The organism is Nocardia sp. IFM 10818, from assembly GCF_054655275.1.
Genome location: NZ_BAAHJH010000001.1, coordinates 4,089,484 through 4,112,212 on the forward strand (window position 1 = coordinate 4,089,484; position 22,729 = coordinate 4,112,212).

General features: G+C 69.0%; 20 protein-coding genes and 1 pseudogene. 11 read left to right on the forward strand and 10 right to left on the reverse strand.

The window, feature by feature from the left end; translation table 11 throughout:
• The 8 genes from ACYQ5L_RS18660 to ACYQ5L_RS18695 all read left to right on the forward strand — a co-directional run bounded on the left by ACYQ5L_RS18660 (position 1) and on the right by ACYQ5L_RS18695 (position 8,466).
• The gene (locus ACYQ5L_RS18660) at positions 1–543 is read left to right on the forward strand and encodes a GNAT family N-acetyltransferase (RefSeq protein WP_459958971.1); all 543 of its coding nucleotides are present in this window, start codon (positions 1–3) and stop codon (positions 541–543) included.
• An 82-nt stretch (positions 544–625) separates the two neighbouring features.
• A complete protein-coding gene (locus tag ACYQ5L_RS18665; RefSeq protein WP_459958972.1) occupies positions 626–1,147 on the forward strand; it encodes a hypothetical protein in 522 nt (173 codons plus the stop codon).
• Between the two features lie 245 nt (positions 1,148–1,392).
• Positions 1,393–2,082 (forward strand): DUF4389 domain-containing protein, encoded by a 690-nt coding sequence (locus tag ACYQ5L_RS18670; protein WP_459958973.1) that lies wholly within the window; start codon positions 1,393–1,395, stop codon positions 2,080–2,082.
• Positions 2,083–2,162: 80 nt separating this feature from the next.
• The gene (locus ACYQ5L_RS18675) at positions 2,163–4,352 is read left to right on the forward strand and encodes a glycosyl hydrolase family 65 domain-containing protein (RefSeq protein ID WP_459958974.1); all 2,190 of its coding nucleotides are present in this window, start codon (positions 2,163–2,165) and stop codon (positions 4,350–4,352) included.
• The gene (locus ACYQ5L_RS18680) at positions 4,345–5,040 is read left to right on the forward strand and encodes a universal stress protein (RefSeq protein ID WP_459958975.1); all 696 of its coding nucleotides are present in this window, start codon (positions 4,345–4,347) and stop codon (positions 5,038–5,040) included. The genes ACYQ5L_RS18675 and ACYQ5L_RS18680 overlap by 8 nt, the downstream gene beginning before the upstream one ends.
• Positions 5,037–5,804, forward strand: coding sequence for an HAD family hydrolase (locus ACYQ5L_RS18685; protein ID WP_459958976.1), 768 nt, complete (start codon positions 5,037–5,039; stop codon positions 5,802–5,804). Before ACYQ5L_RS18680 ends, ACYQ5L_RS18685 begins: the two co-directional genes overlap by 4 nt.
• Before the next feature lie 54 nt (positions 5,805–5,858).
• Entirely contained in the window at positions 5,859–7,586 is a 1,728-nt protein-coding gene (locus ACYQ5L_RS18690; protein WP_459958977.1) for a SulP family inorganic anion transporter, read from the forward strand.
• An 82-nt stretch (positions 7,587–7,668) separates the two neighbouring features.
• Positions 7,669–8,466, forward strand: coding sequence for an SAM-dependent methyltransferase (locus tag ACYQ5L_RS18695; protein WP_459958978.1), 798 nt, complete (start codon positions 7,669–7,671; stop codon positions 8,464–8,466).
• Here the strand turns inward: ACYQ5L_RS18695 and ACYQ5L_RS18700 are convergent.
• The 3 genes from ACYQ5L_RS18700 to ACYQ5L_RS18710 all read right to left on the reverse strand — a co-directional run bounded on the left by ACYQ5L_RS18700 (position 8,463) and on the right by ACYQ5L_RS18710 (position 11,864).
• Complete coding sequence (locus ACYQ5L_RS18700; protein ID WP_459958979.1) at positions 8,463–9,527, reverse strand: alpha/beta hydrolase; 1,065 nt, start codon at positions 9,525–9,527, stop codon at positions 8,463–8,465. The two genes, ACYQ5L_RS18695 and ACYQ5L_RS18700, sit on opposite strands and share 4 nt — an antisense overlap.
• Positions 9,524–10,570 carry a hypothetical protein gene (locus ACYQ5L_RS18705; RefSeq protein ID WP_459958980.1) on the reverse strand — a complete coding sequence of 349 codons (1,047 nt, stop codon included), beginning with the start codon at positions 10,568–10,570 and terminating at the stop codon, positions 9,524–9,526. Before ACYQ5L_RS18705 ends, ACYQ5L_RS18700 begins: the two co-directional genes overlap by 4 nt.
• Before the next feature lie 136 nt (positions 10,571–10,706).
• Complete coding sequence (locus ACYQ5L_RS18710; RefSeq protein ID WP_459958981.1) at positions 10,707–11,864, reverse strand: MFS transporter; 1,158 nt, start codon at positions 11,862–11,864, stop codon at positions 10,707–10,709.
• Positions 11,865–11,969: 105 nt separating this feature from the next.
• Between ACYQ5L_RS18710 and ACYQ5L_RS18715 the strand changes: the two genes are divergently transcribed.
• Positions 11,970–12,461: an Lrp/AsnC family transcriptional regulator gene (locus ACYQ5L_RS18715; protein WP_379199111.1), complete on the forward strand. Its 492-nt coding sequence runs from the start codon at positions 11,970–11,972 to the stop codon at positions 12,459–12,461.
• Positions 12,462–12,499: 38 nt separating this feature from the next.
• Here ACYQ5L_RS18715 and ACYQ5L_RS18720 read toward each other — a convergent pair whose 3' ends face one another.
• The 3 genes from ACYQ5L_RS18720 to ACYQ5L_RS18730 all read right to left on the reverse strand — a co-directional run bounded on the left by ACYQ5L_RS18720 (position 12,500) and on the right by ACYQ5L_RS18730 (position 15,689).
• Positions 12,500–13,384, reverse strand: coding sequence for an amidohydrolase family protein (locus ACYQ5L_RS18720; RefSeq protein WP_459958982.1), 885 nt, complete (start codon positions 13,382–13,384; stop codon positions 12,500–12,502).
• Positions 13,381–14,418 carry a nucleoside hydrolase gene (locus tag ACYQ5L_RS18725; RefSeq protein WP_459963465.1) on the reverse strand — a complete coding sequence of 346 codons (1,038 nt, stop codon included), beginning with the start codon at positions 14,416–14,418 and terminating at the stop codon, positions 13,381–13,383. Before ACYQ5L_RS18725 ends, ACYQ5L_RS18720 begins: the two co-directional genes overlap by 4 nt.
• Positions 14,419–14,480: 62 nt before the next feature.
• Entirely contained in the window at positions 14,481–15,689 is a 1,209-nt protein-coding gene (locus ACYQ5L_RS18730) for an FAD-dependent monooxygenase (RefSeq protein WP_459958983.1), read from the reverse strand.
• Between the two features lie 104 nt (positions 15,690–15,793).
• Between ACYQ5L_RS18730 and ACYQ5L_RS18735 the strand changes: the two genes are divergently transcribed.
• Positions 15,794–16,366: a TetR/AcrR family transcriptional regulator gene (locus tag ACYQ5L_RS18735; protein ID WP_459958984.1), complete on the forward strand. Its 573-nt coding sequence runs from the start codon at positions 15,794–15,796 to the stop codon at positions 16,364–16,366.
• Between the two features lie 45 nt (positions 16,367–16,411).
• On the opposite strand, the gene ACYQ5L_RS18740 is transcribed toward ACYQ5L_RS18735, so the two are convergent.
• Both ACYQ5L_RS18740 and ACYQ5L_RS18745 read right to left on the reverse strand, forming a co-directional pair.
• Positions 16,412–17,974, reverse strand: a complete 1,563-nt coding sequence (locus ACYQ5L_RS18740) for an MFS transporter (RefSeq protein WP_459958985.1) — start codon at positions 17,972–17,974, stop codon at positions 16,412–16,414.
• Between the two features lie 163 nt (positions 17,975–18,137).
• Complete coding sequence (locus ACYQ5L_RS18745) at positions 18,138–19,448, reverse strand: CoA transferase (RefSeq protein ID WP_459963466.1); 1,311 nt, start codon at positions 19,446–19,448, stop codon at positions 18,138–18,140.
• A gap of 110 nt (positions 19,449–19,558) precedes the next feature.
• Between ACYQ5L_RS18745 and ACYQ5L_RS18750 the strand changes: the two are divergent.
• Positions 19,559–20,257, forward strand: a pseudogene (locus ACYQ5L_RS18750) (thioesterase II family protein); the annotation flags it as partial.
• Between the two features lie 17 nt (positions 20,258–20,274).
• Here the strand turns inward: ACYQ5L_RS18750 and ACYQ5L_RS18755 are convergent.
• Together ACYQ5L_RS18755 and ACYQ5L_RS18760 are read right to left on the reverse strand one after the other, a co-directional pair.
• Positions 20,275–20,655: a DUF2784 domain-containing protein gene (locus ACYQ5L_RS18755; protein ID WP_459958986.1), complete on the reverse strand. Its 381-nt coding sequence runs from the start codon at positions 20,653–20,655 to the stop codon at positions 20,275–20,277.
• A 567-nt stretch (positions 20,656–21,222) separates the two neighbouring features.
• A complete protein-coding gene (locus ACYQ5L_RS18760; protein WP_459958987.1) occupies positions 21,223–22,704 on the reverse strand; it encodes an SDR family NAD(P)-dependent oxidoreductase in 1,482 nt (493 codons plus the stop codon).
• Positions 22,705–22,729: the final 25 nt, after the last annotated feature.

Sequence of the window (22,729 nt, forward strand, 5' to 3'; positions counted from 1 at the left end):
ATGCTGGACGAGCAGGTGCGATTCCGGGACGGTACCGCGGCCGACGCGGAGGCGATCGCCGCACTGCACACGGCGAGCTGGCGCACGGCCTATGCCGGGATCATGCCGCAGGCCTACCTCGAAGGGCCGCTGCTGGAAGAACGCCGGGCCCTGTGGCGGGACCGCCTCGCCGCGGGCAGCGCGTCCGGCCACCTGATCATTGCCGAATCCGGGGCCGACCTGGCCGGATTCGCCTACCTCAGGCCGCGCGCGGACGGCCGGATCCTGATCGACAACCTGCACGTCCATCCCGGCCGCAAGCGCTCCGGCCTGGGCGGGCGGCTGCTGCACCGGGCCTTCGAATGGGCGGCGGCCGCGCATCCGGGCAGCGTGGTCTACCTGGAGGTCCTCGCCGCCAACGCCCCGGCCATCGCCTTCTACGAACGGCACGGCGGCCGCCGAACCGACCGTCGCACAGCGGTTTTCCCGCAGGGCTTCGCGCTGGACGAGTACGAGTACACCTGGCCGCAGGTAGTCCCCGCCGATCTTGGTGGCCGGAATTAGGTAGGCAACTACTCGCGCGTAAATGTGTGAGATGTCTGAATCTGGGAATTAGGAAAACGGTTCCTACCCCAGGGAGTTCGACATGAATAGCGCCGATGCGGTCCGCCGACCGGTGAGTCGGCCGGGAACACTGCCACACTTCGCGGTGTGCGTCGCCGACATCACCGTCGACGGCGGCACGTCGATGCCGATGCTGTGCCTGCTCACCCCCGACGGTGAGCTCATGGTCCCGACCGGCTGGCAGGATCCACTCGTCGAAGAGGGAATCGAGCACGAGGTGCAGGTGGAGTTCCGCCCGCAGTGGGCCGAACTGCACCCGGACCAACTGGTGCCCCCGGTTCCCGAGGAATACCCGCTGTGGCGACTGAAAGCGCGCGTCCCGCTGGCCGGTCGGGAGATGAAGCCGGTCCGGCTGCGCGTGTCCTCGGGGGTTCCGAAGTCGCTGAGCTCCGGCATACCCCGGCGCGTCCCCGATGGCACCGTCCAGCGCTACCTGCTGCGGCTCGGGGCCGCGGCGGCGGGCATGCTCTCCGCCTATTTTCTGGGTCGGCTGGTGCTGCGCGCCTACCACGCGGTCGCCACGCGCCTGGCCCGGCGACGCTGATCCCGATCGTCGAAGCCCGGCAGCCGCAGCCGGATTGCGGCCGCCGGGCTCGCTGCCGTCGGACGTGGAACTATGTTCTTTCTGCAATGACGGCGTGTTCCTACCAGGTGTACTCCGGATTGGTTACGTCGCGACAAAACTTCCGCCCACCCCACCACCGAGGGCGATCCTGAAAGCAGCGGCGCTGGTCTCGCGGCGCGCGATGCCGGCGCGGCACGGCATTGCGTTCAGGAAGGAGCGCCGTCATGAACCCCGAGACCCCCGTCGCCGAACCCGAGCGGCCCGCCGCCTATCCGGTGCAGCTGCGCGGTGATCTGGACGAGCCACTATCGCGCTGGCTATGGCTGGTGAAGTGGATCCTCGCGATCCCGCACTACCTGATTCTCATCCTGCTGTGGATCGGCTTCCTGCTGCTGACCATCGTGGCGTTCTTCGCCATTCTGATCACCGGCCGGTACCCGCGGTCCATCTTCGATATCACTGTCGGCATCATGCGCTGGTCGTGGCGGGTGATGTTCTACAGCTACAACGCACTCGGAACCGATCGGTATCCACCATTCTCGCTGCATCCCGACGACGGCTATCCGGCCGATCTGTCCATCGAGTATCCGGAGCAGCTGTCCCGCGGCCTGGTCCTGGTGAAGTGGTGGCTGCTCGCGATCCCGCACTACCTCATCGTGTGGGCCATGACCAGCGGTTCCCTGGTCATCGACGTGGAGTCGGACTACTTCAACTTCATGCCCGCGCTGCTCGACGTGCTGGTCCTCATCGCCGCGATCGCGCTGCTGTTCACCGCCCGCTATCCCCGCGGCGTCTTCGACTTCGTCTTGGGCGTCAACCGCTGGGCCTACCGGGTGCTCGCCTACGCCGCGCTCCTGCGCGACGACTATCCGCCGTTCCGTCTCGATCAGGGCGCGCGCGAACCCGCACTCTGAAGATTCTTCGTGCAACCGGAGCGCACGGGCGGATCATCGAAAGGAGAGGGCCACGCGATACCGGAAGTGAGATCGAAGCGATGGGCGGGCACGATCAGGTCGAAACCGGCACGCAGACTCCGCATGTCGGGGCGGCGTCCGGACAAGGGGGGCAGACGCCCGCTCATGTCGACGGGCAGGTGGTCGCGCACCTGCCCGCCGGCCCGCCGGGTCAGGACCCGCGCTGGACGGTGGGGGAGAACCCCTTGCGGCACAATGTATCCGACATCTCGGTCTTCACCATCGGCGCCGGCGCGGTCGCGACCCGCGGCGTGCCCGAGGAGTCCGAGGCCGGCGCCGGACCCGAGACGCTGATCTCGGGTGTGTACATCGGCGCTGGTCCGGAGCAACATTTGCTGGAGGGGCCGCGCTGGACCCGGGTCGACGTGGATCCGCCTCAGGCGGCGCAGCGTTTTCTGGACCTGTACGGCGGTGTACTGCATCGTGTGGAAGCGGTGGGAGACGGCACCTTTCGCAGTATCCGGTTCGCGTGCGCGGACCGGCCCGGGGTGCTGGTGATGCGCGTGGAGACCACGCGCGAGCTGAACCCGGGTCCGCCGGTGCGGAGACCGGGCATCGAGTCCGGCGTGCGCACCACCGACATCGATATCGAGGATCTCGCCCCCGATGTCGAAACCCGCTGTCTGCGTGTGGAATCCGATACCGATGGCGCGGTGGTGACGGCGGGTGCGCAACGGCGCACCGCGGCCGGGCTGGACCGGATCGCGGCTGTGGTCGCGGATTCGGCGACGGGGGACGGCGCGGCCCGATCGCGGCGGATGCTCACCCAGGCGTGGGAAACCGGGGTTGACAGCTTGTTGACCTCCCATCGCGCGGCCTGGGCGCGCCGCTGGGCCACCACCGGGATCGATCTTCCCGATGATCCCGAGACCGAGATGGCCGTCCGGTTCGCCCTGTTCCAGCTGTGGTGCAATGCGGGCGCACACGGTGAGAACGCGATCGGCGCGCGTGGCCTGTCCGGTTCCGGGTACAGCGGTCACGTGTTCTGGGACTCGGACGTGTTCGTGCTGCCCGCCCTGGTCAGCATGGATCCGGACGCGGCGGCCGCCATTGTCGCCTACCGGGTCAACCGCCTGCCCGCCGCGCGCGAACGCGCGGCGGCCGAGGGCCGGCGCGGCGCGCGCTTCCCCTGGGAGTCGGCGCTGGACGGCACCGATGTCACCCCGCGCAGCGGATTCCTCGGCGGCATACCGGTTCCCATCCTCACCGGCACCCGCGAGGAGCACATCACCGCCGACGTCGCCTGGGCCGCACACCATTACGCCGAATGGACCGGCGACACCGAGTTCCTGGAGACCACCGCTCGCGATCTGCTCGTCGACACCGCCCGCTACTGGGCCTCGCGCTTGGACGAGGATTCCGAAGGCCGCGCGCACATCTCGAACATCATCGGTCCGGACGAGTATCACGAATCCGTCGACGACAATGCCTACACCAATGTGATGGCCCGCTGGAATCTGCGCCGCGCCGCCCGGCTGCAACCGCGAAACGCCAGGGAGGCCGCCGAATTCGCACAATGGCGGGATCTGGCCGACCGGGTGGTCGATCAACTGCATCCCGACGGCCGCTATCAGCAGTTCACCGGCTATTTCAGCCTGGAACCGCTGCTCGCCGCCGATGTCTCCCGACCGCCGCTGGCCGCCGACGTGCTGCTGGGCCAGCAGCGCGTGGCCCGCTCGAAACTGATCAAACAACCCGACGTGCTGATGCTGCACCACCTGATCCCCGAGGAGCTCGAACCCGGATCGCTGCGGGTCAACCTCGACTACTACGCCCCGCACACCACCCACGGCTCCTCGCTCTCGCCCGCGATCATGGCCGCGCTGCTGGCCCGCGCGGGCCGCCCGGACGAAGCCCTGGAACTGCTGCGCGCCGCGCTGCGCCTGGACCTCGACGATCGCACCGCCAGCACCGCCTCCGGCCTGCACATGGCCACCCTGGGCGGGGTGTGGCAGGCGATGCTCGCCGGCTTCGCGGGCGCGCGGGTGCAGGACGGCGTGCTGTCCCTGCAACCCGAATTGCCCAGTGCCTGGCGCGAACTCGGGATCGCCTTCCGCTGCCTGGGCCGCCGCGTGCGGCTGCGGATCACGCCGCGCGGTGTCGGCGTGCGCAGCGACGGGCCGATCCGGATGGCGATCGGAAAGCGGTCGCCGGTCGTGGTGACCGGCGATCTGTGGTGTCCCTGGTCGGAGGAGGAACACAGTGAATGACATCCTGGTCCAGCCCACGGACGCGGCCACGGCGGTGGCCGCCTCCCTTGCCGATATCGTGGCCGCGCGGGTGCGCCCGGTCGCCGCGGGCGCGTCGGAAGCGGAGTTCCTGCGCGATCTCGGCCATCCGGACGTCGTGCTCGGCGTCGCCGCCCTGGACGGGGGTGGCTGGTCGATTGTCGAAGGATCCACCAAACCCGTTGTGCTGGTGCCGCATTCGCTGCGGCTGGGCGCGGACGTGATCAAGCGCGTGCTGGTCCCGCTGGACGGCACCGAGGAGGCCGCGCACGCCGTCGCCGAATCGGTGTGCCTGTTCCGCGCCGCCGGCACCGAGATCATCGTGCTGCACGTGTTCGACCGCAGTACCGTGCCCGCCTGCTGGGATCAGCCCGCGCACGCCCGCTCGGCCTGGGAGGAGGAGTTCCTGGCGCGTCATTGCGTGCCGTTCTTCGACGGCCCGCCGCCGCTGGTGACGCTGCGCAGCGGGCATCCCGGCGAGAATGTCGTCCAGGTCGCCGAGGACACCGCCGATCTGATCATTCTGGGCTGGTCGCGGCGGCTGCTGCCGGGCCGCGCCCAGACCGTGCGCACCGCCATCGCCGGGGCCTGCGTGCCGGTCATGCTGGTGCCCACGCACGCGCCGGCGCAGCAGACCAGCTGGGTGACACGGCAGGGCGCGGCGGTATGACCGACCGCGATCCCGACGAACCGGTCATCGACGCCCGGCTGCACGATGCGGTCATCTTCGATATGGACGGCGTGGTCACCGATACCGCCTCCATTCACGCGGCCGTGTGGACCGTGCTGTTCGACGAGTTCCTCGCCCGCCTGCCCGCCGCGCCGGAGGAGAATCATTCGCCGTTCACGCGCGCGGACTACCTGCGCTACGTGGACGGCAAGCCGCGCTACCGCGGCGTCGCGGATTTCCTTGCCGCGCGCGGCATCTCGCTGCCCTGGGGCGAGCCCTCCGATTCCGAGGGCGCGAATACCGTGTGCGGCCTGGGCAATCGCAAGGACCGGCTGTTCCGGACCCGCATCGCGAGCACCGGGGTCCCGGTCTTCCACTCGACGGTGGCGCTGGTGCGGGAACTGAACGCCGCGGGCGTGGCCACGGCCATCTTCTCCGCGAGTCGCAATGCCTCCGAGGTGCTTTCCGCGGCCGGGATCGGCAACCTGTTCGCGGTGCGCGTGGACGGCGTGGTCGCCGACGAGCTCGGCCTGACCGGAAAACCCGATCCCGACATGCTGGTCGAGGCCGCCCGCCGGGTGCACGCCGAGCCCGGCGCGACCGTGGTCGTCGAGGACGCGGCCGCCGGTGTGGAGGCGGGCAAACGCGGCGGTTTCGCCCTGGTGATCGGCATCGACCGCGGCGGCAATGGCGAGGCCCTGCGCGCGGCCGGGGCGGATCTGGTCGTCGAGGATCTCGGGGAGATCGACTTCGGCGGCCTGTGAGCGGCCGCCGAGTTCGGCGCACGGGGTGAGACCGAGCGGTACTGTCGGGATCTGATGAACCGATACGCGGTATCGCTGCTGCCCGGCCTCGACCAGTTCCGCGGGTATCGCCCCGCCTGGCTGCGCGCCGACACGCTCGCCGGGATCACGGTGGCCGCCTACCTGATTCCCCAGGTGATGGCCTATGCGACGCTGGCCGGTCTGCCGCCGGTCGTCGGCTTGTGGTCGACCATCGCCCCGCTGCTGGTGTACGTCCTGCTGGGCACCTCGAAACGATTGTCGGTCGGCCCGGAATCGACCACGGCGCTCATGACGGCGGTGGCGCTGGCGCCGCTGGCGGCCGGGGACGCCGGACGTTATGCGGCCCTGGCCGCCGGGCTCGCGCTGCTGGTGGGCGTGCTCGGCATTGCCGGCGCCTTCGCTCGCCTGGGGGTGCTGGCCGATCTGCTGTCGCGGCCGGTGCTGGTCGGCTATCTCGCGGGCACGGCCGGCATCATGATCGCCAGCCAGCTCGGCAAGGTGACCGGCGTCGAGGTGGACGGCGGGACCATTCCCGAGCAGGTGCGGTCCTTCACCGGGCATATCGAGGACCTGCACTGGCAGACGACGGTGCTCGCCGCCGTCACTCTGATCGCGCTGATCGTGCTCGCCCGGCGGGCGCCGCGTGCACCCGGCCCGCTGCTGGCGGTGCTGTGCGCCTCGCTCGCGGTGTGGGCATTCTCATTGCAGCGGTACGGAATCCATGTCGTGGGAGCGATTCCGGCCGGATTCCCGTCGCCGGGCATACCGGATGTCGGCCCCGGGGATCTGGCCGTGCTGATCGTGCCGGCCATCGGTATCGCCCTGGTCGGATTCTCCGACAATGCGCTCACCGCACGCGCTTTCGCCGCCCGCCACAACGAGCGCATCGACGCCAATCGCGAACTGGGTGCACTGGGCGCGACCAATATCGCCACGGGCCTGCTGCACGGTTTCCCGGTGAGCTGCAGCGGCAGCCGCACCACCATCGCCGATGTCTCCGGGGCGCGGACGCAGCTGTATTCGGTGGTCTCGGTGGCGACGATCCTGGCGGTGCTGATCGGCGCGCGCGGTATCCTCGCGAGTTTTCCCACCGCCGCGCTCGGCGCGCTGGTGTGCTACGCCGCCCTGCGCCTGATCGATATTCCCGAATTCCAGCGCATTGCCCGATTCCGGCGCAGTGAACTGGTGCTGGCGCTCAGCACGACCGCCGCGGTGCTGGTGTTCGGCGTGCTCTACGGCATCGGTATCGCCATCGCGCTGTCGGTGCTGGACCTGCTGCGCCGGGTGGCGCGCGGCCACGACGCCATTCAGGGATTCGTCCCCGGCCTGGCGGGCATGCACGATATCGACGACTACCCGGAGGCGAAAGTCGTTCCGGGCCTGGTGGTCTACCGCTACGACGCGCCGCTGTGCTTCGCCAATGCCGAGGATTTCCGCCGCCGCGCGCTGGCCTCCGCCGCCGCGGCGGGCGCGGGGCACGGCCCGGTGCGCTGGTTCGTGCTCAATGTGGAGGCGAATGTGGAGGTCGACCTCACCGCGCTGGACGCGATGGAGCAGCTGCGCGCCGAATTGGAGTCCCGCGGAATCGTTTTCGCTCTCGCCCGGGTGAAACAGGACCTGCGCGAGGCGTTGGCGGCGGCCGGGCTCGTCGACCGCATCGGCGCGGACCGGCTCTACCCGACCTTGCCCACCGCCTTGGCCGCCTACCGGCAACAAACGGGTGAATCCGGGCCCGGCGACCCGCCCGGGCAACGATCGTGACGTTTGCGAATGGGATTGCCGGATCGACCGACTTCGTCGTTCCCGGCCCGGACGCCAATCGATCAGCGCTACGGTAGTGCACGTGAGCAGGCCACCGATGGGGTTCGACCCTCGCAAATCGACATCGGCGCGTGTCCTGAACTATCTGCAAGGCGGAAAGGACTCCTTCAGCGCGGATGAGAAACTCGCGCGCGAGATGCTGTCCATAGCCCCCGACACCAAGTCGATGGTGTGGTTCAGCCGCCAGTTCCTGGTCGGCGCGGTCCGGCTCGCGGCCGAGGCGGGTGTCCGGCAGTTCCTCGATCTGGGCGCGGGCATGCCGTTCGAGCCGACCGTGCACGAAACCGCGCAGGCGATCCACCCGGACGCCCGGGTGGTCTATGTCGACTTCGACCCGGTGGCGGTCGCGCATTGGGACGGCTTGTACTCGGGCACACCGGGTGTCAGCGCCCTGCTGGGCGATGTGTGCCGCCCCGACGAGATCCTGGACGAGGTGGTGGACCGAGCGCTGCTGGATCTCGGCGAGCCGGTGGCGGTGCTGCTCATCGGCGTGCTGCCGTTCATTGCCGACGAGGAGGATCCGGTGCGGATCCTGGCGCGCTTCCGCGACCGGATCGCGCCGGGAAGCTATCTCGTGGCCACGCACAGCGGCAGCGAGAGCAATCCGGAACTGCTGCGGCATATCAGCGCGGCCACCAGCCAGACGGCGCACCCCATCGTCTTCCGCCCGGCCGAACAGGTGGCCGCCTTCTTCGCGGGCTTCGAACTGATCGACCCGGGCGTGGCGACCATTCAGGAGTGGCTCGATCCCAGCCTGCCCGCAACCGGATTGGTCACCCACGGCGCGGTGGGCATCAAACCCGGCGCGGACGCGGGTTAGAGCCCCGCGGTCCAGTCGGCGGCGGCATCCACCGCTGTCCCGCGGTTTCCGGACAGCATCACATTGTGGCCGGAATCGGGAATCAAGGTCACCCGCAGGCGGGCGGCGGGGGAGTAGTAGGCCGATTCCAGCGCTTCGATCGCGGCGACCGAGGAACAGTCGGCGCCGCCCTCGGCGCAGAGCAGAAAGTCGTGCCGGCCCTGGATGATCAGCACCGGGACATCGATGGACCGCGTCAGATCGCTGGTGGCGTAGGTGAAGGCGCCGGCGAATTCGGCGGCCGACGTGGCGTCCTTATTGGCCTCGTCCCACGCCATGATGTCCGAATTCGTCTCGCCGGCATGGTAGAAGAGCTGACCGCGGCTGCCGGGCAGGGTGGTCCAATAGCCGGGGTCGAGGTTCGCCGCCTGGAATCGGGGATCGAGGGAGGCGGGGCGGAAATTCGCCGCGGCCGTGAGCACGCCGACGCCGATCGGCACCACGTGCAGCATGCCGGTGATGATGAGCCCCTGCACATCCCGGTAGGTCACCGCCTCCTGCCAGGCGACGATGGACCCCAGGGAGTGCCCGACCGCGATCACCGAGCCGAAGCGGGTGTCCCCGAAAGCGCCCGCCTTCAGCTTCTGAACGATCTGATGCACGACCAGCGCATCGTTCTGGACAGTGAGTTCGGTGCTGAGCGGGCGTGAGCTCTGCCCCTGGCCGATGCGATCGATGGCGAAGGTGGGAATGCCCTTGGCCGCCATGGCGCGGGCATAGGAGTAGGAGCCGTCACCGTAGGACGGATTCCAATAGGAATGGTTGTAGTACGCGCCGTGCAGCAGCAACTGCACGGCCCGTCCGTCGACCAGGTCGGCGGGGCGCGCACACAGCTCGCCCCACACCTGCAGGGACTCCGGTGCGCCGGCGGTCAAGGTCACCGGAATCGACGGGTAGGAACGGCATTCGACCCCCGCCGGCGCCGCCGAGGCGACCGCCGCGGGGACCGCCGAGATGCTCGTGCCCACCGCGAGGACCGTTGTCGCGACCGCGATCACGAACCCGCGCATCTTGTTCGTCATGTGGATGCCCCCAGCTCTTCGGCCAGCGCTTTGAGGGCGCTGGTCGCCGCCTGAAACCTCTCCTGCGATCCGTATCTGCCCATCCCGCATTCGGTCGAGATGCCGAAGGGATGGTGGAGAACTCGCGCCGCCGCGTCGGCGCGTTGCCGTGCTCCGGCCAGACCGTCCTGGTGGTGCACCAAGCCGAGATACAGCTCGGTGCCCGGATCGAAGGTGACGGCGGCGAGTGGATGGTAGTGCTCGGCGGAGCGCCATTCCAGCGGGATCGACAGATGCACGAAATCGATCCTCCGGTCCAGGTTCTCGCGGAGGCCGGACCAGATTTCGGCCAGGCAGGCGGAACTGGGCGCGCTCGGGTGCGCGAACGATTCCGAATTCCCGTAGCAGAGGTGATATCCCAGCTCGACGTCGTCCGGAATCCAGGAGCCGATCCGCACCATCGACTCGAGGATTCGCGCATTGCTCCCCAGCGCATTGGGCAGCATTCCCTCCCAGGTCACCACCTCGACGGGAACGTCCCACTGGATGGCGAGTTCGGAATGCGGCAGCGCGTCGAGAATCTCCTCCACCGATGCCCGCAGCTGCGCTTCGTAGGCGGGCAGGGTCCGCACCTGTGAGTCGGTGGCGACGAAGATCCCGACCGGGGTCAGCGGGCTGGGAATCGGGAAGAGGAACTTGGCTCCGGCGGGCAGCGTCCCGTCCTGTTCGGCCCGCTTGAAGGCGGCGTAGGAGGCCTTGGCCGCAGCGGGGTAGCCGAACGGCTCGAATCGCACCTGCGCCGCCGTCACGCCGGGACGCAGCCGGACGCAGGTCAGCGGAATCAGCTGCCCGGGTTCGGGTTCCGCGGGCTCGAATGCCGGATTGCCGGTGAAGAAAGGGCGCTGCGTGAAGATGAAGCCCGCCCGCACCCCGGTCTCGTCCGGTACCCGATGCACCCGTGACCCGAACTCGTCGTGGATCCACCGGAAGGCGTCTCGCGTGGTGGCGAAGGGCAGGCTGCCGCACAGGTGCACGCCCGGGAAACGCTGCCGTTCATCAGTCACGACGGTCAGCCTCGGCCAGCAAGAGTCGAACCTCCCGAACTTCCATCCGCCGGTCCACGTGATCGAGATCACGTTAGCAGATATGCACTTTCGCGGATTCGTTCTCGCGTTCACCGACCGGAAAGTTCGCGGCGGATCAGGCCCGGCGGGACAGCAGGGCGACCGGGACGGCCAGCGCGACGAGGGACAGGACCGCGAGCAGGCCGTAGCCGCCGAGGGCGAAGCCGATGGTGGAGGCCAGGGTCGCCACCGCCGAACCGCCCCACACCCGGGATTCCACCGCGCCCTCGAGCCGCATCTGCTCCACCTCGGGCAGGCTGCCCGAGAGCAGGCTGCTCGCACCCACATAGGCGAGGTTCCAGCCGTAGCCGAGGACGAACAGCACGATCGCGAGGGCGGGCCCGCCGGCGGACCCGGCGGCGACCGTCGCCGTGGACGAAACAGCCAGCAGCGCAAGCCCGCCGGCAATGATCGCCCGGCCGCCGAAGCGATCGCAGAGCAGGCCCGACACCGGTGCGAGCGCGAACATGCCGAAGGTATGGGCGGAGATCATCGCGCCCACGGTGTGCAGGCCGTGCCCGTGCTGGTGGATGGCGAGCGGCGCGGCGGTCATGATCGTCGTCATGACGATCTGCGCGACGAGCATGGTGGCCAGCGCCAGCCGCATGGGCGGCAGGGGCGTGGCCGTCGCGGCGGGCACCGTGTAGGTCCCGCGGCGCAGGGTGGTGGCGGCGAGCGCCGCGAGCGCCACCGCCGTCGTGCCCAGCAGGAACACCCCCGTCGAAGCCTCCAGCCCGCTCGCGGCCGATACGGCCGAGAGCGGCGCCAGCAGCAGCGGACCGCCCACGGCCCCAATGGTTCCCGCCCACACCACCACGGCCAGAATCGTGCCGGGCCGCCCCGGCCGCAGATCCGCGGCCACATAGCGGGACAGCTGCGCGGCCGAGTTGCCGACGCCGAGCAGCACCATTCCCGCGACCAGCGACCACACCGTCGCCGTCGACAGCACCGCGAGCAGACCGCCCACCGTCCCGATCGCATACCCGGCGACCAGCCCGGCGCGCCGCCCCCACCGCGACATGACGGCGGTCAGCGCCGCCGCGCCGATGGCGGTGCCGATCACCCCGGCGGCGCTGGGCAGCCCGGACCAGGCCGCTCCCCACGCCTGCGCGGCGACGAGCGTGCCCAGGGTGCTCGCGGTCACCATGGCCAGGCTCATGCACGCGGCGCCCACGAACAAGGCCACCAGCCAGCGCCGCCGGACCACCGGTTCGCGGGTCTCGATTGCTGTCATACGACAAAACTAGAAGCCGGTCAGGGCGCAAAGAATAAGATGTACAAGGAGATTCGGCCGGTGCGATTGCCGATCGAAACGCGTTCGGGAGGTATCGGTTTACAGATGGACAAACCCCTGGACGACCTCGACTGGCGCATCCTCGCCGAACTGCAGGCCGACGGCCGCCTGTCCTACAACCAGCTCGCCCGCCGCATCCACCTCTCCGCCCCCGCCGTCGCCGACCGCGTCCGCAAGCTCGAGGAGGCGGGCGTCATCACCGGCTACGAGGCCCGGGTCGACCCCCGCCGCACCGGCCAGCCGGTCCTGGCCTTCATACAGCTCCGCTGCGCCCTGGGCCGCTGTCTGCTGAAAACCAGTACCGCCGAGGCCTATCCGGAAGTCGTGGAGGTGCACAAACTCAGCGGCGCGCACTGCACCCTGCTCAAGGTCCGCTCCGCCTCCCTGCAGCATTTCGAAGGCCTGGCCGAGCGCATCGGCGAACACGGCACCATCGAAACCCACATCGTGCTGTCCACCCAGTACGAAGCCCGCTCGGTCGTGCCGGTCGACGTGGACCGCCCGGTCAGCAACCCGAGCGGCTGGCCACACCGGTAACCGTCACGGCCTGGTCGGCTGGGGAGTTCGCGCCGCGGTCAGTCGAGTCCGAAGATCCGGGCGGCGTTGTGGTGGCAGACCTGGCGCAGCCAGTCCTCGCCCAGGTCCAGGCGTTCCAGTGCGTAGAGGGCATGGCCGTAGGCGTAGGGGATGTTCGGGAAATCGCTGCCGAAGAGGATGCGGTCGCCGAAGTATCGGAGTCGCTCGCGTGCGGCGGCGGGGAACGGGTCGGCGGATTCGAAGAAGTCGGTGAAGGTCATGGTGGTGTCGAACAGGACGCCGTCGTAACCCTGTGCGATGTTGAGGAATTCGGTGTATTCGGGCGCGCCCATGTGCGCGATGATCAGACGCAGGCGCGGGAAGCGGCGCAGCAGTGCCGCGATCGGCTCGGGGCCGGTGAATTCCCCGGCGGCGGGGCCGGATCCGCAGTGGATGATGATCGGGATGCGGGCGTCTTCGAGCTGTCCCCACACCTTGGCGAGCAGCGGGTCGCCGGGGTGGAAGTCGCCGACCTGGATGTGCACCTTGAAGATCCGCGCACCGGCCTCGAGGGCGGCCTCCACATAGCTGTCCGCGCCGTGCTCGGGGAAGAAGGTCGCGGTGTGCAGGCAATCCGGGGTGCGCGCGGCGAAGTCGGCCGTCCACTCGTTGAGCCAGGCCGCCATATCCGGCTTGTGGGGATACACCAGCGAGGTGAAGGCCTGAACGCCGAAGCCGCGCAGCGTCTTCAGCCGCACCTGCTCCTCGTCGCGGTAGGTGATCGGCCATTCCCGGTCCCCGATGAGCGGCCCGGCCGAGTCGAAGTACTCCCACACCTTGCGCATGACCTGCTCGGGCATGAAATGCGTGTGGATGTCCACGATTCCGGGCAGCCCCAGCCGCTCGCGGAATCCGGTGACGTATGCGGCGTCGGCCTCGTTCACCGGCTCGCCCGTCCGTCCTGCGGCGGATACACTGTCCACGCGAAATCGCCGACCCGGTCGATGAGCCGGTCGAAGAACTGGTCCGGGTCGGTGCCGATCACGATGTCGGCGTTGGGTTCCCGCCCCCACATGCCCGCCCAGTCGGCGACCGTGGTGGCGCGGGTGAGGGTCCCGGTGAGCTCCACGTCCACCGTCGCGGGCCTGGTGATCGCCAGCCCGGGATCCAGGGCGACCGCCGCCGCGAACGGATCGTGCATATGCGCGAGATACCCCTGGTCGTAGAGCTTGTGGAAGTCGAAGTAGAACCGCACCGCATCGGTCAGGTGCCGGATGATCGGATTGCTTGTCGCCGACCGGATCTCCGGCCCGTCGCTCTCCGACACCATCTCGACGGGGGCGCTGCCCGCCCGCTCGGCCAGCAGCGCCAGATGCTTGGGCCGCATCTCGATGGTCTCGGTGATGTCGAGCGCGCACACGATCGGCCGCCGATCCGCCGGCGCGGCGGAGAAGGCGTCGAACACCTCCTTGGCGGCCTCCGGATCGACGTGCACGTTCCACTCGTTGGTGGGCGTGGTGTTGCCGGGATGATTGAACGCCCCGCCCATGATCACCAGCCGCCGCAGCAGCCGGGGGAGTTGCGGCTCCAGCCGCAGCGCCAGCGCCAGATTGGTGAGCGGCCCGGTGCACAGCCCGACGATCTCGCCCGGATGCTCCCGCACCAGGTCCACCCACATGCGCGCGGCCGTGCGATCCGAGAGCCGCCGATCCGAGACCGGCAACTCCGCGTACCCGATCCCTTGCGGCCCGTGCGTGTCCTCGGTGGTCCGCAGCGGAATCGCCAGCGGCTCCTCGGCGCCGAGCGCCACCTCGATCCCGGGGGCCCGGCACAGGTCCAGCCAGGCCAGATTGTTCGCCGCCACCGCCGGTGCGGGCACATTGCCCGCGGTGGCGGCGATTCCGATGATCTCGGCCTCGGGGGAGGCGAGCAGATAGAGCAGGGCCAGCGAATCGTCGATGCCGGTGTCGACGTCCATGATGATCTTCTGCGCCACGGTTCGAGCCTATCCGCAACCCGGTACGCGGGATGATCGAGCCGTCAGTAGGTCGGCAGGACGTAGTCCTCGGTCTTGTCCAGCATTTTCATCATGACCGGCTTCATGATCCGAGTGGTCATGAACTTGCCGATGAGCTGCCCGGCCCGGACCCCGAACTCGGAATTGGGCACCATCATCTTGATGCCGCCGCCCGGCAGCTCCTTGGCCTTGTCCAGGAACGGCGTCACCGCCGCCTCGTAGCGCGCCAGCGCGCCGTGCGGATCGCCCGGGGTGGCGGCGATTTCACCGCCCAGGATGTACGCGCCGACCAAGGCCATGGCGGTGCCCATCCCGGTCATGGGGGAGCCGCAGAAGCCGGCGTCGCCCAGCAGCGTGACCCGCCCGGCCGACAGGTGCGGCATGTCCACGCGCTTCAGTTCGTCGAAGTAGAAGTCGGTCGCGGAGTCCATGGCGGCGAGCACCTGCGGCGCCAGCCACCCCGCATCGGCGAGCATCTCGCGAATGCGCCGCTGCTGAGCCTCGGGATCGCGGCGCAGCTGCGGATCCTGATCCAGGCGCAAGGTGATGATGGCCTTGGAGGTGGCCGGATCGGCATCGGCGCGCACGCCCACCGAGGCGCCGGGTCGCACGTGCATGGTCATCCAGCCCGGTTCGGCGTCGGCCGGGGTGGGCATGGTGAAGAACGACATGTAGCCGCCCAGGTAGGTGCTGAACTGCTCCTCGGGGCCGAAGGCCAGACGCCGGGTGGCCGAGTGCACGCCGTCCGCGCCGATCACCAGGTCGTAGCGCTCGGTGCGCCCGGAGGTGAAGCCGACGGCGACGCCGGTCTCGTCCTGGTCGAGGGATTCGACCCAGTCGCCGTAGCGGTAGTCGAGACGCGCTGCGACGGAGGCGAGTTGGTCGAGCAGCACCTCGTTGAGATCGCCGCGGGTGATCTCGATTTCCGCGACCGCGCCCTTGCCGTCGAACATCTCGGCGGGCATGCGGTAGATGTCGCGGCCCGCGTGGTCGACCAGGTTCATGCCGAGCTCGTGCAGCTGGTGCTCGCGGATGCCGGGCATCAGGCCCATGCGCTCGGCCACCTCGCGGCTGGGGCCGCGCAGATCGACGGCCTGTCCGCCCGGCCGGGGAGCGGCGGCCCGCTCGACCACGGTGGTGGCGATGCCGGCGCGGAGCAGTTGCAGCGCAACGGCATTGCCGGCGATGCCGCCGCCGGCGACGAGGACGCGGAGGTTGGCGGTGGTGCTCATATCGGAACTCCTGTGGGGGTAGAACGTCTGTCTAAGACATATGTCTAACAGACTCTCGCACGATTGTCTAGAACAAATGTCTAAGACGCTGCTAAGGTGGGGTTATGGGAAATCGAGAAGACCTGTTGACGGGAGCGCGCAAGGCCATCCTCGATCGCGGTCTCGCCAAGGTCACCGCACGCGATATCGCCACCGCCGCCGGAGTGAGCCTGGCCGCCATCGGCTATCACTTCGGCTCCAAGGACCGCCTCGTCACCGAGGCGCTCACCGAGGGCGTGGGCGGCGCCATCGGCGATGACATGGACGCGGTCATCAAGGACGCGGGGGAGGGGCACACGCTCGGCGAGGCATTGGCGGACACCTGGAACGGGCTCATCGATGTCGCCCTGCGCAATCATGAAGCGCTGTTGCTGAGCATCGAGAACGGCATTCGCATCGCCCGCGATCCGGAATCGCAGGGCTTCATGGCCGAGGCCACCGGCCATGCCTACGCCGATCTCGCGGCAGCCGTGCGCGAGGCCCACCCGGACCTGTCCGACGAGCAGGCGCGCGCCGTGGGGAAGCTGTTCTACGTGCTGTTCCAGGGCATGGCGGTGCAGTCGCTCATCGCACCGGCGGCCGAACTGTTCGACGGCGACGATCTGGTGCGGGCGGTCGCGGCCGTGCGCGGCGAGTGATCGGGCCGGTGGCGGGGTCCGATGCGGCCGGGGTGTGAATCCGGCTCAGCCGCCCGGAATCCGCCGCAGCCGGGTCAGTGCGATCACGGCCAGCAGCAGCGCGGCCGCGGCCGCGATGGCGGAGGTCAGGTGCATGCCCGTGAGGAAGGCCTGTTTGGCCGATTCCGCCACCGCGGCGCCCAGCTTCCCGGGCAGGGCATCCGCGACCACCATTGCCGCGCCGAGGGTGTCGCGCGCGGTATCGGCATCCGCGTCCCGCAGGCCGTAGGGGAGCGTGGTGGCCAGCTGCCCGCGATAGATGGCGATGCTGATGCTGCCCAGGATCGAAATGCCCAGCGCGCCACCGAACTCCGCGCCGGTCTCGGAGAGTCCGGAGGCGGCCCCGGCCTGTTCGGGCGGCGCGGTGCCGACGATCAGCTCGGTGGTGATCCCGAAGACCGGCGCCAGCCCGAACGCCACCAGCAGCGAGGCGGTGATGGTGAGGCCCACCCCGCCCTCCGCGGTGATCCGGGTCAGCATCAGCAATCCGGTGCCCGCCATGGCCATTCCGCCGCCGAGGATGTACGCCGGTCGCACGATGCGCCCGATCCGCGGACCCAGCTGCGAGCCGATCATGAAGCCCAATCCGGCCGGGATGGTGCAGATTCCGGCTTCCAGCGGCGACATGCCCAGCACCAGCTGGAAATACTGGCCGACGAACAGGAAGTACCCGAACGCCACGAAGATCGAGACCAGATTGATGGCGAGCGCGGTGCGGAAGCTGCCCAATCGGAACAGGCGCAGATCCAGCATGGGCTCACTGGCGGTGAGCTGCCGGCGCACGAACGCCCCGCCCACGATGAACCCGGCCGCGAGTGCGCCCAGCGCCACCGAACCCGGTCCGTCCTGGGCGAATTTCTTCATGCCGAAGACCACCAGCAGCACCGCGCCGGTGCACATGGCCGCGCTGATCAGATCCAGCCGGCCCGCCTCGGGATCCCGGTACTCCGGCAGCACCCGCGGCGCGAGAATCAGCAGCAGCGCCATGACCGGCACCGCGAGCAGGAATACCGCGCCCCACCAGAAGTTCTCCAGCACGAGCCCGCCCGCGAGCGGGCCGATCGACCCGCCGACCGAGTAGGAGCCCACCCAGACGCCGACGGCGATGGAGCGCTGCGCCGGATCGCGAAACATGGTGAATATCAACGACAGTGTGGACGGCGCGAGCGTGGCCCCCGCGATGCCGAGCAGGGCGCGGCAGCCGATCAGCACCGGCGCCGAGGGCGCGAACGCGGCGATGATCGACACCAGCGCGAACGCGCCCGCCCCGGTCATGAGGAGTCGTCTTCGCCCGATTCGGTCGCCGATGGTTCCCATGGTGAGCAGCAGCCCGGCCACCAGGAACCCGTAAACGTCGATGATCCACAGCAATTGGGAGCTGCTGGGCCGCAGTTCGGCGCTGATCTGGGGCACGGCCAGGTGCAGGACGGTGAGATCCATCGAATACACCAGGCAGGCCAGGGCGAGCACCGCCAATCCAGTCCACTCCCGCCGGCCCACCTTGGTCGAACCTGTTGCTATGGCGCCAGTTAGCAGGGGGGCTGGTGTGTCCACGATGACGTCCTCCATCCACACCGGCACACGAGTGCCGGCAATAACGATGTCGGTTTCAGGATCCCATCTATTAACGACACAAAAAGCGGCTCTACGAAGGTAATTCGCACAATTCGCGAATGACTTTGCGAGTGTGCGTGCAGGCGGCTGTATACGCCGTCGAAGCTATGCCCCGGCGCTATTCCGAACTGTCCGGTCGGTCATGCCAGCACAGGGCATCGTCGCCGTAGGCGGGCGCGGGCCACGGATAGTCCGAATACTCGGCGAAGGCGGGCGCGGCCGTCGTCACCCTGCCGTGGGTGCGGGCGTACTCCGGTCCCGGAATCCGCGGCGGCGGGTGCCCGGGGGTCCGCCCCGGTGCGCCGAGCAGCCAGGATGCGGTGCGCGCCAGCGCAACTCGCACATCACGTCCGGCGCCATCCGAGTCCCGCGCGAGGAGCGCGTCCAGGACTCCGGTCGCGAGCAGATACCCGCTGGCGTGATCGAGGGCCTGCGCCGGCAGCGCGCCGACCGGCGTCCCGGGCTCGGCGTCCCCGCGCGGAGCCTCGATAAGCGATATTCCCGAGGCGGCTTGGACAATGCTGTCGAAACCACGCCGATCACCCCACGGACCGTGCTCACCCCAGGCCGAAACGCGGCCGTGCACAATTCCTGGCCGAATGTCGTTGGCCACCAGACCCAGCCGTGTCAAAGCGCCTGGTCGGTAACCTGTGATGAGCACATCGGCGTTACTCAGCAGTTCCTGTGTATGAACTAGTTCGATATGCAAATCCGACAATGCGGAACGTTTGCCCTGGCAGGTGTCGAGGTACTGCCATTCGATTTCCGGCAGCCCCGGCGGGTCGATTCGCAGCACGTCCGCGCCCAGCATGGCCAGTGCCCGGGTGGCTACCGGTCCCGCGATGACACGTGTCATATCAAGTACCCGCACCCCGCGCAGCGGCAGCATGCCCGTTGCGCCAGAGGGGGATTCGACAACGCCTACATCCGCGCGCCGCTCGACCGCGACCAGGGGCCCGGCGGCGGCGGACTTGCCCTGCGGGCTGTCCGACCACTCCTGTTCGGTCCGCACCCGCGCGGCGATCGCCCCCGATTCGGCGGCCCGATCCTCGATTTCCTGCGCGGGCAGTGCGGCAATCCGGGCAACGACCGCATTACGACCGGCATCGGCCGGTAATCCGAGAGCTGTCAACAGACGCGCGCGATGATGCGAATAGTTTGCGTGCGTTCGCACCATGCCATCCGCAGCCGGGAAAAAGCCCGACAGCTCGGCGAAAATATGGGGCGGTGCGCCATCGAGCCGAAATAGCTTCTCACTGGAGAATGCCGCGGCCACCCGTCCCGGGTCCGGCGTTCCGCCCAAGGGCTCCAGCCCGCGTGCGACCCGCAGCCGGTCGGCCGCCCGCGCGAAGCTCGCCACCGCGCCCCCGGCCAGCGCCCACACCGGCAGTGTCGCAGCCAGATACGCGCCGGGATCGACGGCGGGCATACTCGATCCGGTGATCCCGATCCCGGACTCGTACTCGCGGATCAACTCTGCGTAGGCAGCCACGAGTCCGACCCTAATCGCGTGACGAATCCCTAAGGAGAAACCGGCATATGGCAAATCTCACCGGCACCGCCTGGCTGCGCGAACTGCGCCCCGATCCCGCCCCGCGAACCGTGCTGGTGTGCCTGCCGCCCGGCGGCGGCTCCGTCACCGCCTATCGGCCCCTGGCACAGCGATTCGGCGCGGGCACGGCCGTGTTCGGCGTGCAGTACCCCGGCCGCCAGGATCGCCTGGGCGAACCCGCGATTCCGGTCCTGACCGATCTCGCCGCCCGCATCGCGGGGGAGCTGCTGCGCTGGCCCGCCACCACTCCGCTGGCGCTGTTCGGCCACAGCATGGGCGCCACCGTCGCCTACGAAACCGCTCGCGCGCTCGAATCCGCCGGCCGCGAACTGACGCGCCTGATCGTCTCCGGCCGCCCCGCACCGGCTTTCGCCGAACCCGGCCGCCTGCACCTGGGCTCCGACGACGCCCTCATCGGCGAACTCGAGCGCCTCGCCAACGACCCGTCCTCGGTCGCCGTGCTCCGCGCCGAGCCCAGCCTGGCCGAACTCGTCCTCCCGCCCCTGCGCAGCGACTACCAGGCCGTCGAAACCTACCGCTACCAGCCCGGCACCCCCCTGCGCTGCCCCCTGACAACATTCGTGAGCACCGCCGACCCGACGACCTCGATCGCCCAAGCCGAAGAATGGCGCGACTACACGAGCGCGGACTTCGATACGGCCACCTTCTCCGGCGGCCACTTCTACCTCGACCTGCCCGAGAATCAATCCGCCTTGGCCGAAGCCATCACCCGTCGCCTGAACAACACGGCGAACCCGGCCCAGGACACCAGCACGGCAACCACCACCAACGCCCGCACCAGCCCCAGCGCATTCTCCGGATAGATCACGCCCGTGAGGTAGTGATCGATGAACCCGCTGGGCGGCAATCCGGCCTGCCCAGCCTCGCGCCGCGCCCAATCCTCCACATAGGTGAGCGGACAGTCGTATCCGATCAGCACCGTCCCGAACCCCCACCCGACCGCCACCAGATGCCACCAGATGGTGCGCGGCCACCGCCACGCCAGAAACCCGCCCACCACCACATACGCCACGAACGCGAAATGCACTCCCGCGGTGAGATCGGCGAGCAGCCGATAGATCATGGCACCAGGATAGGAGCGTCCGCTCGGCGGAGTAGGGGAGTGGTTCAGCGAATGCGAGCATACCGATATGCGCATCCAGGCATGAGATCGACCAGCCTGTCGGCCGCACCGCCCGGGAGTGGAGTCCAGAAAGCGTAAGGAAGCACACCCCGAATCAGGGCGGACAAGTCTCTCGCCTGGCCTTCGCATTCCGATGTCCATTGCATACCAGTACGCGCATATGCGCATCTAACTATGTATCCACCCATCACCCTACACCCCAACCCACCCAACCTCCTGACCAAAAACAGCCAAGACAAACAAGGAGAAGGCACAAGCACAGGTTCAAAGGTGAAGCCGCAGAGCGCTGATGCCGCAGAGATGCGGGGTTCGGGCGCGAAAGCCGCAGCGCATGCGGAGCTGAGACTCGAGGCGAAGCCACAGAACTGCGGTGCGAAGCCACCAGGGCCAGGGCTCGGGGCCGAAGACCCAGAGCGCCGCAGGGTTGGGGGTTCCGGCCGAGTCCCCGGAGAGCCGCGGGGTTGGGGGTTCGGGGGCGAAGCCCCTGAGAGCCCCCGAGAGTTGGGCCTACCAGTTGGAGGGTGCGTAGTCCTTGAGGAAGACGCCGTGCAGGTCCTCACCGGCTTCGCCGCGGACGATCGGGTCGTAGACGCGGGCGGCGCCGTCGACGAGGTCGAGCGGGGCGTGGAAGCCCTCTTCGGCCAGGCGGATCTTGGTGTAGTGCGGGCGCTCGTCGGTGATCCAGCCGGTGTCGACCGCGGTCATGAGAATGCCGTCGGTCTCGTACATTTCGCGAGCGCTGGTGCGGGTGAGCATGTTCAGCGCGGCCTTGGCCATATTGGTGTGCGGGTGGCCGGGGCCCTTGTAGCCGCGGGCGAACACGCCCTCCATGGCGGAGACGTTGACGACGTACTTGCGGCGGGCCGCGGCGGCGGCCATGGCGGGCCGCAGGCGCGAGATGAGGATGAACGGCGCGGTGGAGTTGCACAGCTGCACCTCGAGCAGTTCGGTGGCGTCGACCTCGCCGACGTTCTGCACCCAGCTGTTGGTGTGCGCCAGATCGGGCACCAGGCCGCCGGCGTCGATGGCCACGCCCTGTGAAATGCGTTCGGGGGTGGCCGATCCCGCGACCAGGGCCAGGTCGGTGATCTCGGCGGCGGTGAGGGTCGGTGCGAGCGAGGCGGTCAGAGCGGTCGGGTGCGGTTGCATGGTCTTGCCGAAGGTGATGACATCGGGCAGTTCGCCGGCGGGCAGCGGACCGTTCTCGGCCTCGACGAGCGCGCTGTAGGCGCCGGGGGAGCGGCGCACGGTCTGCGCGGCGTTGTTGATCAGGATGTCGAGCGGCCCCTGTGCGGCGATGTCGTCGGCGAGCGCGACGACCTGTGCGGGATCGCGCAGGTCGATGCCGACGATCCGGAGCCGGTGCAGCCAGTCGGCGCTGTCGGGCTGGGCGGCGAAGCGGCGAATGGCGTCATTGGGGAAGCGGGTGGTGATGGTGGTGTGCGCCCCGTCGCGCAGCAGCCGCAGCGCGATGTACATGCCGATCTTGGCGCGGCCGCCGGTCAGCAGGGCGCGCCGCCCGGTGAGGTCGGTGCGGGCATCGCGTTTGGCGTGGCTCTTGGCCGCGCAGTCGGGGCAGAGCTGGTGGTAGAAGGCGTCGACGCGGGTGTAGCGCTGCTTGCAGATGTAGCAGGGTCGAGGCCGCAGCAGTTCACCGGCGCTGGCGCCTTCGGTGCTGGAGCTGATCGGAATGCCCGCGGTCTCGTCGTCGATCCGATTGGGCGAGCCGGTGGCGGTGGCCGCGATGACGGCGCGGTCGGCCTCGGAAATGGCGTCGCGCGCCTCGATGCGGCGGCGCTGCTTGAACTTCTTGAACATGTGGCTCACGGCCCGCTGCACGGTCACCGAGTCCGGATGCGCCTTGTCGAGCTGTCCGGCCTGTTCGAGAACCCGCAGGCAGATGGCCAGGTCCCGGGGGTCGATAGCGGCCTCGGCGGTGTCGCTGGCCGAGGTGTCGATCGGGTACGCCGTGGTGCTGTTCTCGGCCATCGGGGTGTGCGGTGATCCTTCGTGC

Excerpts from the sequence above, each read along its gene's own strand:
- ACYQ5L_RS18660 (WP_459958971.1), top strand. The coding sequence starts at position 1 with ATGCTGGACGAGCAGGTGCGATTCCGGGACGGTACCGCGGCCGACGCG.
- ACYQ5L_RS18710 (WP_459958981.1), bottom strand. The coding sequence starts at position 11,864 with ATGACAGCAATCGAGACCCGCGAACCGGTGGTCCGGCGGCGCTGGCTG.
- ACYQ5L_RS18675 (WP_459958974.1), top strand. The coding sequence starts at position 2,163 with ATGGGCGGGCACGATCAGGTCGAAACCGGCACGCAGACTCCGCATGTC.
- ACYQ5L_RS18665 (WP_459958972.1), top strand. The coding sequence starts at position 626 with ATGAATAGCGCCGATGCGGTCCGCCGACCGGTGAGTCGGCCGGGAACA.
- ACYQ5L_RS18715 (WP_379199111.1), top strand. The coding sequence starts at position 11,970 with ATGGACAAACCCCTGGACGACCTCGACTGGCGCATCCTCGCCGAACTG.
- ACYQ5L_RS18700 (WP_459958979.1), bottom strand. The coding sequence starts at position 9,527 with ATGACGAACAAGATGCGCGGGTTCGTGATCGCGGTCGCGACAACGGTC.
- ACYQ5L_RS18690 (WP_459958977.1), top strand. The coding sequence starts at position 5,859 with ATGAACCGATACGCGGTATCGCTGCTGCCCGGCCTCGACCAGTTCCGC.
- ACYQ5L_RS18755 (WP_459958986.1), bottom strand. The coding sequence starts at position 20,655 with ATGATCTATCGGCTGCTCGCCGATCTCACCGCGGGAGTGCATTTCGCG.
- ACYQ5L_RS18760 (WP_459958987.1), bottom strand. The coding sequence starts at position 22,704 with ATGGCCGAGAACAGCACCACGGCGTACCCGATCGACACCTCGGCCAGC.
- ACYQ5L_RS18685 (WP_459958976.1), top strand. The coding sequence starts at position 5,037 with ATGACCGACCGCGATCCCGACGAACCGGTCATCGACGCCCGGCTGCAC.
- ACYQ5L_RS18740 (WP_459958985.1), bottom strand. The coding sequence starts at position 17,974 with ATGGAGGACGTCATCGTGGACACACCAGCCCCCCTGCTAACTGGCGCC.
- ACYQ5L_RS18725 (WP_459963465.1), bottom strand. The coding sequence starts at position 14,418 with ATGGACGTCGACACCGGCATCGACGATTCGCTGGCCCTGCTCTATCTG.
- ACYQ5L_RS18670 (WP_459958973.1), top strand. The coding sequence starts at position 1,393 with ATGAACCCCGAGACCCCCGTCGCCGAACCCGAGCGGCCCGCCGCCTAT.
- ACYQ5L_RS18730 (WP_459958983.1), bottom strand. The coding sequence starts at position 15,689 with ATGAGCACCACCGCCAACCTCCGCGTCCTCGTCGCCGGCGGCGGCATC.
- ACYQ5L_RS18745 (WP_459963466.1), bottom strand. The coding sequence starts at position 19,448 with ATGCCCGCCGTCGATCCCGGCGCGTATCTGGCTGCGACACTGCCGGTG.
- ACYQ5L_RS18735 (WP_459958984.1), top strand. The coding sequence starts at position 15,794 with ATGGGAAATCGAGAAGACCTGTTGACGGGAGCGCGCAAGGCCATCCTC.